The 13,935-nt window shown below is 54.2% G+C and carries 13 protein-coding genes and 2 pseudogenes; 7 read left to right on the forward strand and 8 right to left on the reverse strand.

What is annotated here, in order from left to right; genetic code table 11:
* A partial coding sequence (gene tnpB / locus AACY44_RS26685; RefSeq protein WP_339531400.1) for an IS66 family insertion sequence element accessory protein TnpB occupies positions 1-193 on the reverse strand: 193 nt, incomplete at its 3' end.
* Positions 194-279: 86 nt separating this feature from the next.
* On the opposite strand from tnpB, the pseudogene AACY44_RS26690 reads away from it, so the two are divergent.
* Positions 280-486: pseudogene (locus AACY44_RS26690) on the forward strand (integrase core domain-containing protein); the annotation flags it as partial.
* A 44-nt stretch (positions 487-530) separates the two neighbouring features.
* Here AACY44_RS26690 and AACY44_RS26695 read toward each other — a convergent pair.
* From AACY44_RS26695 to AACY44_RS26705, 3 genes are all read right to left on the reverse strand, one after another.
* Entirely contained in the window at positions 531-956 is a 426-nt protein-coding gene (locus AACY44_RS26695; protein ID WP_339531402.1) for a hypothetical protein, read from the reverse strand.
* 62 nt (positions 957-1,018) lie between these two features.
* Positions 1,019-2,407, reverse strand: coding sequence for a sensor histidine kinase (locus AACY44_RS26700; protein ID WP_339531403.1), 1,389 nt, complete (start codon positions 2,405-2,407; stop codon positions 1,019-1,021).
* Positions 2,407-3,084 carry a response regulator gene (locus tag AACY44_RS26705; RefSeq protein WP_339531405.1) on the reverse strand — a complete coding sequence of 226 codons (678 nt, stop codon included), beginning with the start codon at positions 3,082-3,084 and terminating at the stop codon, positions 2,407-2,409. Before AACY44_RS26705 ends, AACY44_RS26700 begins: the two co-directional genes overlap by 1 nt.
* Positions 3,085-3,289: 205 nt before the next feature.
* Between AACY44_RS26705 and AACY44_RS26710 the strand changes: the two genes are divergently transcribed.
* A complete protein-coding gene (locus AACY44_RS26710) occupies positions 3,290-4,126 on the forward strand; it encodes a MipA/OmpV family protein (RefSeq protein WP_339531407.1) in 837 nt (278 codons plus the stop codon).
* Positions 4,127-4,408: 282 nt separating this feature from the next.
* Here AACY44_RS26710 and AACY44_RS26715 read toward each other — a convergent pair.
* Positions 4,409-5,024 (reverse strand): annotated as a pseudogene (locus AACY44_RS26715) (TIGR03747 family integrating conjugative element membrane protein); the annotation flags it as partial.
* Between the two features lie 191 nt (positions 5,025-5,215).
* On the opposite strand from AACY44_RS26715, the gene AACY44_RS26720 reads away from it, so the two are divergent.
* Both AACY44_RS26720 and AACY44_RS26725 read left to right on the forward strand, forming a co-directional pair.
* Positions 5,216-5,458, forward strand: a complete 243-nt coding sequence (locus AACY44_RS26720; protein WP_339531450.1) for an ATP-binding cassette domain-containing protein — start codon at positions 5,216-5,218, stop codon at positions 5,456-5,458.
* On the forward strand, positions 5,458-5,955 hold the full coding sequence (locus AACY44_RS26725; protein ID WP_339531409.1) for a hypothetical protein: 498 nt from the start codon (positions 5,458-5,460) through the stop codon (positions 5,953-5,955). Before AACY44_RS26720 ends, AACY44_RS26725 begins: the two co-directional genes overlap by 1 nt.
* A 169-nt stretch (positions 5,956-6,124) precedes the next feature.
* Here AACY44_RS26725 and AACY44_RS26730 read toward each other — a convergent pair whose 3' ends face one another.
* A complete protein-coding gene (locus tag AACY44_RS26730) occupies positions 6,125-7,768 on the reverse strand; it encodes a N,N-dimethylformamidase beta subunit family domain-containing protein (protein WP_339531410.1) in 1,644 nt (547 codons plus the stop codon).
* 157 nt (positions 7,769-7,925) lie between these two features.
* On the opposite strand from AACY44_RS26730, the gene AACY44_RS26735 reads away from it, so the two are divergent.
* The 3 genes from AACY44_RS26735 (at position 7,926) to AACY44_RS26745 (ending at position 10,855) form a co-directional block, all read left to right on the forward strand.
* Positions 7,926-8,711, forward strand: coding sequence for an IclR family transcriptional regulator (locus AACY44_RS26735; RefSeq protein WP_339531412.1), 786 nt, complete (start codon positions 7,926-7,928; stop codon positions 8,709-8,711).
* 45 nt (positions 8,712-8,756) lie between these two features.
* Positions 8,757-9,566 carry a helix-turn-helix transcriptional regulator gene (locus AACY44_RS26740; protein WP_339531414.1) on the forward strand — a complete coding sequence of 270 codons (810 nt, stop codon included), beginning with the start codon at positions 8,757-8,759 and terminating at the stop codon, positions 9,564-9,566.
* Positions 9,567-9,760: 194 nt separating this feature from the next.
* A complete protein-coding gene (locus AACY44_RS26745; protein ID WP_339531416.1) occupies positions 9,761-10,855 on the forward strand; it encodes an alkene reductase in 1,095 nt (364 codons plus the stop codon).
* Between the two features lie 103 nt (positions 10,856-10,958).
* Here the strand turns inward: AACY44_RS26745 and AACY44_RS26750 are convergent, their stop codons facing one another.
* Both AACY44_RS26750 and AACY44_RS26755 read right to left on the reverse strand, forming a co-directional pair.
* Positions 10,959-12,404: an amidase gene (locus AACY44_RS26750; protein ID WP_339531418.1), complete on the reverse strand. Its 1,446-nt coding sequence runs from the start codon at positions 12,402-12,404 to the stop codon at positions 10,959-10,961.
* Positions 12,405-12,469: 65 nt separating this feature from the next.
* Entirely contained in the window at positions 12,470-13,813 is a 1,344-nt protein-coding gene (locus tag AACY44_RS26755; protein ID WP_339531420.1) for an MFS transporter, read from the reverse strand.
* Between the last annotated feature and the right edge of the window lie 122 nt (positions 13,814-13,935).

Below are 13,935 nucleotides of genomic sequence, written 5' to 3' on the forward strand. Positions count from 1 at the left end.
AGCCGTTGCGCTCCCAATAAAGTATTTTCACCCGATTACGGGGGCGATTCAGAAAAACAAAAAGCACGGGATCGAACACTGCCACTTTGATATCCAATTCAACCAGGGCGGCGAGGCCGTCGATGGACTTTCGGAAATCGACAGGTTTGGGGTAGAGATAGACTTTTTCGACCTTGGCGTCGGGACGCATCATGGTTGCGGGCTCCTAAGGGAAATCGGGAGCAGAGCATCAGCTGTCAGCTATTCGTTTGGAATGTGGGGTTCGTGGAGCGGATACGGGATAACGCGCCGATGGAGCGGGTGTTCAGGAGCCTGAAAACCGAGTGGATACCGACCATGGGCTACACGACGGTCCAACAAGCTCAGCGGGATATCAGCCATTTTTTGATGCACCGGTACAACTGGATTCGACCGCACCAATTTAATGGTGGGCTGCCACCGGCTCAGGCTGAGAAAAAACTTAACGTCGTGTCCGGGATCAGTTGACCACTACACTTCGAGGTATTGCTGAGTTGTACGAGAGTGTCGTGTTAGCAATTTCTATCGCCATCAGCCCAGCGCTTGATATCACTCACTTTTGGCGACCTGATGCCCGTACTCAAGATATTCTTGGTTGTGTATAGGCTGATCTTAGCTTTGTCACCATCATGACTTTCTATCTGAATTAGCGTGTTGTTGATCAACAGTCCTTCTGAAAGAAACTTTTGAGTGATCTCACCTTCTTTACGCTCACCGTCAAACTCGCTTAATACGATGACCGGATTTCCTGAATATGTCTCATATTCCATACACTGCCTTGCCATGTGCCTTATGGTTCGATAAGTATCGGAGGACCCCGTCTTGCTAATGAAACTGCCGTCTAAGGATGATTTGCTGTTTTTCAAATCGCTGACGGTTATGGCGCATCCGCTAAGTGATATAGAAAATAATATTGTAGTCAGGGCCAAATATTTCAATTTATGCTCCATTATTCTGGTAAGTGTCCTACGCATGATTGGGACTAAAATTGCGTTCTCTTTCAGACGGAATTGTGATTTGGGATATCAACAATAACCATGAGCCCACCTTCTGCAGACGTACTTAGTAAAACACTGCTGTTGTGTTGCTGCGCAACCGCTTTGACTATTGCAAGCCCCAATCCACTCCCGCTTTGTATCTGATTGGGATCACGAAAAAATCTGTCGAACACCCGCTCCTTCAATTCAACCATGATTCCGGGCCCTGCATCTGAGATACGCAATTGAATGGATTTTTCTAACGATCGTACCTCTACTTCAACCCGCCCGCCTTCAGGACTGTACTTCACAGCATTTTCAATTAAGTTGTCGATCAGCGACATCAGGCGTTCCCTGACACCTGTAATCCAGACTTCATCATGAGAGTAGAATTCAAGCTCAATTCGGCTCTCAGCAGCTAGCGGTGCCAACTCAGCCATTCGCTCTTGTATGAGCGTCGTCAGCGGCACAGGCTCCATAGCAGTGTCAATGCGCGCTTCACTATGCATCAGCAGCAGCAACTGATTGATGAGACGAGCAGCACGGCTATTGCTACGAATAATCCCTGCAAGCAATTCCTGTCGACTAACGTTGCTTACATCGGACTGCAAAGCTTCAACATTGACTCGCATTGCAGCCAGGGGAGTACGCAGTTCGTGAGCGGCATCTGCAATGAAAGTCCGTTCCCTTTCAGTGCTTTCTCGTACCCTGGCAAGGAATATATTAATCGCGTCGACTATTTGGCGAAGCTCCTTGTGCTTTGGAACTGCTTTTAAGGGAGAAAGATCTTCTGGTGTTCGGAGGGAAACTTCATTTGCCACCTTGTTCCAGGGACGCATTGCAATGCGGATTGACAGCCACGCAGGAAACAAAAGAAAAGGAATGCATACCAGTAGCGGTAATATGTAGTATCCGCGCGAGTTCAGGTATATGAAGAAGTTCCAACCGCCAGCAGGAGTGAGCAGTGTCACCTCTGTGTCGGATCTCCTAGACTTCAGAGTACGACTAGTCCAGGTGCGGCCGTTACTCTGAACACTCTGAATCATCCCATAATCGGTGTTTGTCACTCCTACTGGAGCGCCATCAGATGAATAAATTATCTCTTTATTCTTCCGAACGATTAGGCTGATTGACATTTTTGGGTCTTCACCTCCGCCATAGCCTTCCCGCAATGCCTTGCTGAATGTTTCCAGCACATCGGTTAGATCGTGCGGGCGATCCCCCATACGATCCACCAATGTCAGGATGGTTTCATAGGTTTTGTTGCCTGATAGCATTGGAGGGCTGCGTAAGTTATTCCATAAAATGTAGGTCAGAAAAATACACCAAAGCAGCGTGAGTAATAGCATCTGGGAGATCATAATTCGCCGTATGAGCGTTGGAATTCTCAGATAGCGCCAAAAATTACGCATCAACCTGCCCCCTTCTGAATGGGTACGGTTTCAATGACAAACCCCACACCTCTCACAGTTCGCACATAGCCATCACCAATTTTGCGACGCAAATTTCCCATATGTACATCGAGCGCATTACTCATATTTTCTTTTGCACCGAAGATCCTTTCTTCCAGAAAACTACGGGTCAGAACACGGTCAGAACGCAACATTAACGTTTCAAGCAGCGCGTATTCACTTGCCGTCAAATCAACATGACTTTCGCTCACTGTCACGCGACGAGTCGGCACATGGAGAGATAGCCCTCGAATCTCTATCACCTCATTCTGAAAACCGTAACTGCGCCGCACAAGTGCTCTCACCCTGGCCAATAACTCAGCGAGAACAAAAGGTTTGACGAGATAGTCGTCTGCACCGGCATCCAGCCCAGTCAAGCGATCTTGCAGAGTGCCCCGAGCAGTCAGGATGATGACGGGGATCCCCTTGAGCTGCTGACGCAGACGCGCCATCAGGCTCATGCCATCACCGTCGGGCAGGCCGAGGTCGAGCAATACAAGTTCTGGCACGCATAGATCGAGTTGATGCAGAGCATCCACTTTACGGCGAACCCATATGACATCTAATCCTTGGTCTGTAAGGGCAATACGTACGCCATTGCCGAGATCGATGTCGTCTTCGATTAGGAGAATTTTCACAATAGTGATTTTATCAACAGTGAATGAAGAACGTCTGAAGAAAAAAACGGTGCCAGTAAATCTATCAGGTTTGCAGAACTGGTACTAGCTTCAGTATTTCTTCATTTTTGGCTCATGAGAACTTCAGGGTCAGCATTCAAACTGAGCGTTCTGGCGTTTAAAACCGCTTGTATCGTAGTCAGTTGAACCCACAAGGACTTCCTTAATGAGAAGCATCGAACTGAGTCATAAGTTCCTCCATTCACTCTCGGGGCATACCCTGGAAAAATTTTTGTCAGGATTTGTCCTCGCGTTATTGGCAACCCCAATACTGGCAGCAGAACAGAAACAGGGCAACGAGTTGACCCTAGGAGGAAGCGTAGATGTTGCGCCACGTTATTCTGGTTCGGATCAAAGCCGAATCACGACGGCCCTAGTGATTGATTACTCTATGGTAAATGGTTTCTTCGTCAGCTCCACGCGTGGTATCGGTTACGGTAACAACATCGGCAAATTTGATTACAGCGCTGCGCTGAGTTATCGCGCAGGCAGAAAGGATCGTGACGTGGATAACGACTCGCTCAGCTATGGTAGCGACTACTTGCGAGGTATGGGTGACGTTAAGGGCTCAGCTATCGGTTTGCCTGGCCTAGGATACGAGGTGACCGACTGGCTTAATTTGCAATTGCAGGCTGAAGTGCCGTTTTCTCAGCGAAGCAATGGTGAGGCCCTGCATTTCAGCATTGTCAGCCCGCTCTATACGTCATCGAAAAACGCTGTGACGCTGGCGCTGACCAGTAGTTGGGGGACCAGCAAGTACATGCAGACTTACTACGGGGTAAGTGCATCACAGTCGGCCGCATCGGGGGTTACTCGATATGATGCCAAGTCTGGAATTTATTCCTATTCACTGAATATGGACTGGATGCACAAGCTTAATCAAGACTGGAGCGTAGTTGCCGCAGCAGGTTTTACGCAGTTGGCTGGTGATGCACGAAATAGTCCAATTGTTCAACGAAAAACATCGCCCACTGGCAGCCTGAAGGTGACATATAGCTTCTGATCGTTGTTCGACGTGTGCTTCTAGGTAGCTTGTGGCTATGCACTGTCAATAAATACAAATTCGCCCCGCCCCAGTTCAGATGATGGGGCGCTACTCAACTCACCAAATCGCCTTGATTATGCCATGTCACTCAGAGCTATGTTATTAACTATGCTTAGTTTGAGGAGCAATAAATGAATTTAAAACTGACTGGGAAAGTGGCTCTAGGGAAGCTCCGAAGTAGGCATCGATTTTTGATGCCCTCTCGGCCTGAGATTCAAAAAAACTCGCCCGATCAGATAATCAGACTTTTCCTAGCATCACCGCGCTAGGAAAAAAATAGCTATGGGGTTAAGCGAAAAGGGCAAGGAGAAGTAAACGCCCAAGGCACGATCAGCAGCGGTATCAATGCTCGTTTAGCGCGGTGATAGACAAAACTGCTTTCTCGCCCGGTTCCAAATTTGCGCAGGTCACGGCGCATCAAACCATCGACAAAACCAGTGAACATGGCCAGCAAGAACAGCGGCGTGGCCAGGACCAGAATGGTCAGACGCACCACGAAGGTAAAGGCCATATACACCGCTGCCAGCACAAAATCTTCAACGCTCAGGTAGAGTTGGTTGACCCAGCGCCAAGAGCCGTTTCCCTGGCTCGACACCCGCGCGTGCCGGGCAAAATCCGCAAAGCCAGTCTTAACCAACAGCCACTGATTGAGGAAATCCAGCCACCGGCCAATCGTTTGTCCAGGTTGTTGGAGGATGAGTGAAGCTTTGAAGTGCTCGCTGAGCCATCCCAATTTGCTATTCAACATGGCCTGGCTGTGTCGCCAACCCTGATCGCCCCAGAACAGCAGCAAACCAGCAATTTCGATGAGGATCGAGAACACCAACGAGGTAATCAGCAAATCGATGATGCGCAAACCGGCCTGTGACCACCACGTTTTTGTCGGAGGTTACAGTTCGAACGGTGACGGCTTATAGACGGTGAACAGTATGAATGCGATGCACAAGCCTGCCGTAGAGATGTTCGATGTCTCAAAAGAATTCGGCGGTATATCGGCGCGCTAAACAATGCGAGTTTCTCGGCAGGTGAGGGGACAATCACGCGATGATGGGCGAGAACGGCGCCGGCAAGTCGACCTTGATAAAGATCCTGTCCGGCGCCTATGTGCGCAATATGGGAGGGGTCAGCCTGAACGGCGAAAAAGTCGATATTCGCAACCCTGGCGATACCTCAAACTGGGTACTTCGATCATCCACTAGGAGTTTGCCCTGGCTCCGCATTTGTCGGTGGCCTAGAACATCTGCATCGATGATCTGGACAAGAGCAAGGGATTCGTGCAGTGGACGGTGATGCGTAAACAGGCCCGGGCGATTCTCGATGAACTGGGTTTCAGCGATATCAATGCGCGCCAACCTGTCGGCAGTTTGCCGGCGGCGTATCAGCGGGCGGTGGAGATCTGCAAGGCACTGTCGCGTAATTCGTCGGTGCTGGTTTTCGATGAACCCACGGCAGTGCTGACCTCTCATGAGGCAGAAAAGCTATTCAGGATTCTTGATGAGTTCCGCCGCAAAGGCGCGTGCATTGTTTATGTCTCGCACCGCATGGATGAAATATTCCGTATCTGCAATCGTGCCACGGTGCTCAAGGGTGGCAAGACCGTCGACACCCTGGAACTGGCCGACATTACCGAGCGTGACCTGATCGAAATGATGATCGGTCGAGAGTTCAGCGACCTCTTTCCTCCGCGCGACCAACAGCTTGGTGAGGTTTTGCTCAAGGTTGAGAAACTGAATGCCGGATGGCTGGCGCGCGATGTCAGTTTTGGGTTGACGCCGACGCCAAATTGACCGAATTGCCGATGTATGATTTACCCAACTTAAATAGGCACCAATCTAGAACAGGCAATGGTTCGTGAAGAGTCACACTGGGTCAGTGACATCTCGGCGACTAGGTCAAGTCGGCGTCGGCGCCAACACACTTGGTACAGATGATCAGAAAACGGGTAGGGATTTAATCTTACGGGCGCGAAAAATGGTTAAGGACATTTTTAGTTATCATCACAGTGTATAGATCATTCACCATGAGGCCGTGCACCCATTCACAGGTAGCGGCGGTGAAAACCTTTCCTTTTCCTTTGTTGAAATGGACAATCATGCCGGTGCCGCGACTGTGCTGACGGACACTTTCCTCCGAAAGCTCAGGCGCCAATAAAGATGCACGGTACCGGGCATCGCGGTCGCCAAGCATGAAAGAGTACGCATCTTCACCCCGACCATTTTCGGCAGAAGTAGCCCACCCCATGGCCAGGATTTCCAGCCCCAGGGGCGCACCATCAGTGCCCAGTGGTTCAGGAAGTCCTTGGACAAAGCTGTAGTCGAGCCCGTCTACTTCGTAGCCGAAAATGTTGGCCTCCTCGCCAAACATATCCGCATAGGCAAGGCCCGTGTCTGCAAAACACCAATGTTGCGGCCGGAACACTTGATATCCGCGCGGGCTGCGTCGGGCCATGCCACCAAAGCCCGCGTAGATGCCGCGAAGTCCATTCACGCCAAATGTGCTGGCGCCCGGGTAGTTCACCAAAGGGTCTTCCCATGCGCTTGTCAGTCTCGCGGGATCAATTCGAACGAAGGGGTCAAGCGTGCGAGCATCGTACTTGTAGGCAACTTGCCGCTTGTGGTCATCCTCCAGTCGAATCTGCCACATGAAGTTGCCGGCGAAGCGTGCAACGTTCCCGCCGCGTTCGACAAAGGCATCCACGTGGTCGCGCATTTCCCGGGTCCAGTACTCGTCGTGTCCGACAAAAACAGCGCAAGCATAGCCGTCAAGGGCGTCGGGCTCTCGATGCAGGTCTTCCTGGGTAATGATATCGACCGAGTAGCCTTGCTCTTCTGCCCAGATCACGAACGGACGCTCGTAGGAGGCCCATCCAGCGAGTGCATAGTATTTGCTGAAACCGTGGAGCGAAGCCCATTCGATGAATTCGTACCGTGCAGGCCCCGGTTTTTGCGGGCGTCTGGCGTTAATCGAACGCGGCGCATCCGCTGGCAGCCAGACTTGTCCACGCGCCCAGGGACGCTGAGTTGACAGCAGGGGAGAGCGCCCTCGCGCTGTGCCCGGATGTATGCCGAAATAGTGGTTCGCACCGCCCCAATCGTTGTACGCGGTCCAGGTAGAAGTTGCGGCTACCAGTACTAAAGAGTCCGAGTGCTTTTGAATCGCCCTCACGAAAAACAGATGATGCCCGAGGACGACACCTGCTGCATTGACAACTTCGACCACATAGGCGCCTGCCTGGGTGTTCCCGGCAATGGTCCATTGCGAGAAGACCGGCCAGTTGCATCCACGCTCATAGACCCGGTCGGGCAGGGCATGAAAGGGAGCTTCGAGAAGCGTTGTTTCGTACACAGTCCGCGTCATAGCGCCATCGCGGTAGATCCTCAGGGCGACTTGATCGGTGTTTGAAGACACATGCAACAGCACTGTGTCACCCGGCCAATAAGAGTGGCGATCGCAGTAGCACCAAGCCGCTGCAGGCCCGTCCTCTGTTGGGACCTCGACCCAGGTTTCGCGAGCGCCCTGGCGCGATGCTGAGGTCTGGCTGACGATGATGTCGGCACCGGCTTGCTTCTCGGATGTCGGGAGCGTCTTTATCTCGGTCATAGGTATTTACTCCGCGAACTGTAATGAGTGATCGAATGGCTGAGCACATAGGACTACGTGAATTTAAGCTCGGGCATTGCATTAATGTCAACTGATGATATATTGGGTCATCAGGTGACACGATCTGGCTAATTCAACATTTATTTGGAGTAACTTCATGACCGATACGACAGCCAGCCCACTGTCCAAAGTGCGCGCGGTGGAGCGCGCGATGATGATCCTGCGCGCATTTGGGCCTAACGCTCTGCGATTGTCGCTGGCAGAACTGACTCGACTGACAGAGTTGGACAAAGCAACCACGCGTCGCCTGTTACATACCCTTGCAGGCGGCGATTTCATCGAGTTCGACGATGCCACAAAGACCTACGCCCTTGGCCCGGGTGTGCTGCTTCTGATGCCGGGCGTGCAATATGGCAACGATCTGCGCGCCATCGCGGCTCCAGCCCTTACGCGTCTGGCAGAAAAAACTGGCGCGACCGCTTTCCTCTGGACTTACTTCGATGGTTCGGCCCTTTGTCTGGACAGAGTCAACTCGCCTGATTTGCACATCCACACACGCTGGTCCGGCATTGGCACCCGGGTTTCGTTGAACCATAGCGGCGGTCCCAGGGTGCTACTCGCCTACCTTTCAGCCGAGGAGCGCGCCAAAGTTCTGAACGGTCCGCTGGAGCGTCCGACCGAGCTCTCAACGGTCGATCCGGTCGCTCTGGAATCAGCGGCGGCAGACATCAGACAGCGGGGGTGGGAGTTTGCGGTTAATGACTTCACGCTTGGTATGTCAGGCCTTGGGGCGCCCATTCTGGATCACAAGGGAGACTTGGTTGCCAGCGTCAGCATTGCGACCCTGACCCCGCAATTTGCGATAAGCAATGGTCAGCCGGAACATCTTCCTCTCGTCCTGAAGGCCGCCGCCGAGATCGGTGCGAGCCTGCGGCGAGACTGATCTTCCTGCGAGTGAATTCCGGATCGAAATCCAGGCGGGCATCGCATGTCGAACAGATCATCCAATGAGCAACGCCGCGAGCTTGGGGTCTTCCTGGCCAGCCGCCGGGCGCGTCTGACCCCGGCGGACTTTGGCCTCCCGCCAGGGCCCCGGCGGACCCCCGGGCTTCGTAGAGAAGAGGTGGCATTGCTCGCCGGGGTCAGTGTCAGCTGGTACACGTGGCTTGAACAGGGGCGCGATATCAAACCCTCGACCGCAGCACTGCAACGGCTGTCGAAAGTCTTCAATCTCGACAGCGTGGAAGCTGCGCATTTACTGGCTTTGGGAGCACGCACAGCGCGCCCGGTCTCGATGAGCGGCGAGGTAAGCTCCGGTCTGAAATTGCTGGTTCGGGAGATGGATCCGATACCTGCCTATGTTCGCAACTCACGGCTAGATATCCTCGCCTGGAATGACGCTATCGCTGCTTTGTTTGTCGATTATGGATCGCTGCAACCTGACGAGCGCAATACGTTGCGCCTTTTATTCCTCTATCAGCCTTACCGCACGCTGATCCTGGACTGGGAGAACATGGCGCGAGGCATGATCTCCACCTTCCGAGCAGCCCGTGCTCAGGCCGATGACAAGGCGCCTTTCGATAGGCTGGTGAATGAACTCAATGACCTGAGCCCCGAGTTCCGTGACTGGTGGCCGGATACGGATGTGAAAGGGTTCGATGAAGGCTGTAAACGCCTCTTGCATCCCAAGGCAGGACCTATCGAGTTTACGTACATAGCGCTGACCCCGCACGGCCGACCGGATCTTTCGCTGGTGACTTATATTCCGCGGCCCGCTGACTGTGAGTCGCAGTCATAGGTTCACAAGGCACCTTCTTGGCGCCGCATGTGTTGCATAAACTCTACAGCTTGGGCAGATCACTCCGGCAACGGGCGAGACGATCGGCGCGGTCGGTATACGGATTCAACAATGTGCCGCCACGACCGAAAGCTGAAAAGTGTCGGACCGCCGGATCCTGCCTTTATCAACCCAGCCTGATAAGAGCAAATCCTATGTATACACCTGATAAAAGTCCGGTCCTTCAGCCTGTCACCCTGGGTGGTTTACACCTGAAGAACCGTATTGTCATGGCACCGATGACACGCAGCAGATCCGACGATGACGGGGTCCCTGCGCACTACGCTGCGGACTACTATTCGCAACGCGCCGGGGCCGGTCTGATCATCACCGAAGCGACGAATATTTCCGCGCAGGCCCGTGGTTATCCCCGAACGCCGGGTATCTGGTGCGACACGCAAGTGGCCGCCTGGAAACGCATCACCGATGCAGTGCATCGGCAGGATGGGAAGATTTTCCTTCAGCTGTGGCACACCGGCCGCATGTCGCATCCCGACATGCAGGGTGGCGAACTTCCGGTGGCACCCTCGGCCGTGAAGCCGGCTGGGCAGATCCGGGTGCACGATGGAATGAAGGATTTTGTCATCCCGCGGGCGTTGGAGACCGACGAGATAGGGCTGATCGTGGAGGACTATCGTCGTGCCGCAGTGAATGCGCAATTAGCAGGTTTTGACGGAGTAGAGGTGCATTGCGCGAACAATTATTTGCTGGAGCAATTCATCCGTGACAGTACCAACCACCGCACTGACCAATATGGGGGCGCGCTTCATAATCGCTTGAGGTTTCCCCTGGAGGTCATTAACGCGGTGATCGGGGTATGGGGTGCGGATCGTGTCGGTGTCAGAATCTCACCTATCACCACGACGCCGGGTGACACCCCGCTTGATAGCGACACGATGGACACATACGGCACTTTTCTGGACAAATTATCCAATCTGGGATTGCTTTACGTCCACGACATTGAAGGCATCACGCAAATGAGTCGCGAGGAGTCCGGTGGGGTGACCTTTGAACAGCTGCGCAAGCGTTTTCGGGGCGCCTACATAGCCAACAATCAGTACACGCTGGCCTTGGCCGAACTGGCCGTGTCCCAGGGCAATACCGACCTGGTCAGTTTGGGCCGGCCGTTCATCGCCAATCCCGACCTCGTCGACAGGCTCCGTGCCGGCGCGCCGCTGGCAGAGGCCCCCAAGGAATACTGGTACGGAGGTGACGCTACCGGGTATTCGGATTGGCCCGGCATGCGATAGGTAATTAATGATCGAGGATCGCGCCAGCGATCCTCATCTGGCAATCGATCAGCGGATTCGCCCATGCGTGGAGGCAATGCCCGGGCGGACCTGATCCGGGATCTCATGCACAGGCTTGCGGTCGCAAGGGCCAGGCGGCGCCACTGGACAGAAAGCGCTCGGTAAACATCTCTTCATAAGATAATGCGGCAATCAGAACGTTCTCATCGGCCCCCCGCGCTCCAATGAACTGCAGTCCGACTGGCAAGCCCATACGTGTGCGGCCGCAGGGGACAGAGCAGGCGGGTTGCTGGCTGAGGTTAAAGGGAAAGGTGAACGATGCCCACTCGATCCAACTGGTATAGCTGAGGGCTGCGGGGACATCGGCCCCCGCTTCAAACGGCGCGATGGCAACCGTCGGCGATACCACAAGGTCGTATTGGGCGAGAAGCGCATCCATCTTCGCGCCATATTGTGCCCTTGCCACTTGCGATCCTGCGTGGTCCACCGCACTGAGTTCCCGCCCAAGCGCAGCTGCCGCAAGCAGACCGGGATCACATTGGGTCTGTGCGTTTTCGTCGATTCCAGCGATTCGCGCCGCGGCCCCCACATACCAATGATTTTTGAACATCTCTGGCAACGAGTCCTGGTCTGGAAGGCGAATCGGTTCCACGGTTGCACCCGCCTGCGCCAGTGCATTGATTGTGGAACGCACGATTGCGTCGACTTCGTGATCCACAGGCCCGATACATGGCATTTCCCAATACCCGATCTTCACCCCTTTCCATTGGAATGGGCGGGCACAGATGCCCGCAAAAGCCGTCGGTGGTTGGCTCCAGTCGCGCAAGCTGCGGCCGCTGAGGATGTCGAGCATGAGTATCACGTCGCCGACGGTTCTAGCCATTGGCGCTACGTGGGCCAGGGTTCCGAACGTACTGGCGGGGTGCGTCGGTACGCGGCCAAACGTGGGCTTGTGTCCAACCACACCGCAAAAAGAGGCGGGAATGCGGATTGATCCTCCACCATCGGTGCCGAGATGAAGCACGCCCGCTCCCGTTGCTGCCGCAATCGCCGCGCCTCCTGAAGAACCGCCCGAGGTCATGGATGGATTCCAGGGATTGCGTGAAATTCCGTTGCGCGGGCTGTCCGTCACTCCCTTCCATCCAAACTCAGGCGTTGTCGTCAAACCCAGAATGACAGCGCCAGCGGCTCGCAACCGTTGAACGGAAGGTGCATCCGACATGGCGGGAGAACGGCCCCCAGAAAGACTGCCGTAGCGAACATCCAGGCCTTCGCACGCGATCAGATCCTTGACCGTGATCGGTATCCCATCGATGGCCGACAGTTGCTGCCCACGACTCCAGCGCACTTGCGCAGCTTTCGCCGACGCCAATGCTCCGTCGTGATCAATGACCGTAAATGCGTTAAGCGTAGAATTGATACTTTCAGCTCGCGCCAGACAAGCAGCGGCGAGTTCGACCGGGGATACGTCTGCGCTGGCAAACGCGGCACAGAGATCGCTCGCTGAGGCCTCACACAGCTCGGATAGGGGTTGCGAGATATGTCTCATAGGTATTTAACTATTCCAGCCAAAAGCGCCACGCCGTGGGCGAAGCGCAGTGCGAGGCTTCAGGTTTAACGGGCTGTGTCGCGGTGGGTGTTCGCTGCAGGCATGGAGGGCGTAGCGATGTTTGTCGATACGTTCCGTGCATCAATTTCGCAAAGGTCAACGCCCGCCGTTTCGCGGATCAGAAATCCTGCGGCAACAGCAACTAGTCCCAGGCTCATGACGTAGTAGCTATAGACATATTCCAGGCCGATGCCCGTCAGGTAAGTATTTAGATAAGGGGCCGTGCCGCCGAACAGGGCAACCGAGACCGACGAGACGAAACCGACGCCCTGGGCGCGTGCCTGGGTCGGTACTTGTTCCGACAACACCGCAGGGAAAATCGAGGCAATCAACGACCAGGCGCCGAGACCGATCACCTGAGCCCAAAACAGCGTGTGGGGCTCGGTAGTGACCATGACGGAGATCGGATACGTCAACAACACAACCAGTATGCCCCACGCGACAATGACCGGTTTGCGACCGATCCGGTCCGATATCATTCCGCAGATCGGTAACCAGATCACACACAGAATCATGGCAAACAGGCTGGCGCGGTAGGCGCCCCCGGGGTCCATGCCTCGAGTGATGGCGGTCGCCGGGGCAAAAGTCACCCAGGTGTAATAGGTCAGATTAGCTGAACAGTTGAGCATCACCAGATTACGGGCAATACGGAAAAGTTCGCCCCGCGACAATTTTCGGCTGGGTTGGCGTTTCTCTTCCTGCGCTGTAAAGACATGCGACTCCTCAACGTTACGACGCATGAAAAGTACATAAATACCGAGCACTCCGCCGATCCCGAAACCGATACGCCAGCCGTAATCATTCATCGCGTCCGGGCCGAGCATTGACGTTAACGCAGCAGCAACGATCGTCGCCGCGATGACGCCAACAATGACACCCAGATAAATCGAACTGGACCATAAACCGCGATGCTCTTTGGGAGCGATTTCGGCGACATAGGTGTACGACACCCCGGTCTCGCCACCGTGGGCAATTCCTTGCAACAGCCGAAAGAACATCAGTGCAATTGAAGCGAGCAAACCGATATCGCCGTAACTTGGAATCACTGCGATGCCAACGCTGCTGAGTGCCAGAAGTGACATGGTGATCAGCATGATCTTCTGTCGCCCAAGACGGTCTGCCAGCCGGCCGAATATCAGTCCCCCCACCGGGCGCGCAAAAAACCCGACTGCAAATACCGCAAGTGTCGAGAGCATGGCAGAGCGCGCATCGGTTTTATCAAAAAGATTTCGGGCCAGATACACAGAAAACGTCGCATAGAGCGTCCAGTCAAACCATTCAAGCGCATTGCCAAGCCCTACAGCGCGTAAGGACCTGAGGCGCCCGCGATAGGGATTCAAATCAACCATGCCTGTTCTCCAAATTGTTTTTATCAAGAACGGCGACCGGGTTCGTCCGGTCGCCAGTTCATTAGAAGATCAAATGCTCTATGTGTCAACTAGTGATTCTATATGTCATCTGATGATACGCC

Origin of the sequence: Pseudomonas sp. RA_15y_Pfl1_P11, assembly GCF_963970975.1 — a bacterium.
GTDB lineage: Bacteria > Pseudomonadota > Gammaproteobacteria > Pseudomonadales > Pseudomonadaceae > Aquipseudomonas > Aquipseudomonas tritici.

What these genes read in the sequence shown, in the direction of transcription:
- AACY44_RS26700 (WP_339531403.1), bottom strand. Translation starts at nt 2,407, where the DNA reads ATGCGTAATTTTTGGCGCTATCTGAGAATTCCAACGCTCATACGGCGA.
- AACY44_RS26710 (WP_339531407.1), top strand. Translation starts at nt 3,290, where the DNA reads ATGAGAAGCATCGAACTGAGTCATAAGTTCCTCCATTCACTCTCGGGG.
- AACY44_RS26720 (WP_339531450.1), top strand. Translation starts at nt 5,216, where the DNA reads ATGGGCGAGAACGGCGCCGGCAAGTCGACCTTGATAAAGATCCTGTCC.
- AACY44_RS26725 (WP_339531409.1), top strand. Translation starts at nt 5,458, where the DNA reads ATGCGTAAACAGGCCCGGGCGATTCTCGATGAACTGGGTTTCAGCGAT.
- AACY44_RS26730 (WP_339531410.1), bottom strand. Translation starts at nt 7,768, where the DNA reads ATGACCGAGATAAAGACGCTCCCGACATCCGAGAAGCAAGCCGGTGCC.
- AACY44_RS26735 (WP_339531412.1), top strand. Translation starts at nt 7,926, where the DNA reads ATGACCGATACGACAGCCAGCCCACTGTCCAAAGTGCGCGCGGTGGAG.
- AACY44_RS26740 (WP_339531414.1), top strand. Translation starts at nt 8,757, where the DNA reads ATGTCGAACAGATCATCCAATGAGCAACGCCGCGAGCTTGGGGTCTTC.
- AACY44_RS26745 (WP_339531416.1), top strand. Translation starts at nt 9,761, where the DNA reads ATGTATACACCTGATAAAAGTCCGGTCCTTCAGCCTGTCACCCTGGGT.
- AACY44_RS26750 (WP_339531418.1), bottom strand. Translation starts at nt 12,404, where the DNA reads ATGAGACATATCTCGCAACCCCTATCCGAGCTGTGTGAGGCCTCAGCG.
- AACY44_RS26755 (WP_339531420.1), bottom strand. Translation starts at nt 13,813, where the DNA reads ATGGTTGATTTGAATCCCTATCGCGGGCGCCTCAGGTCCTTACGCGCT.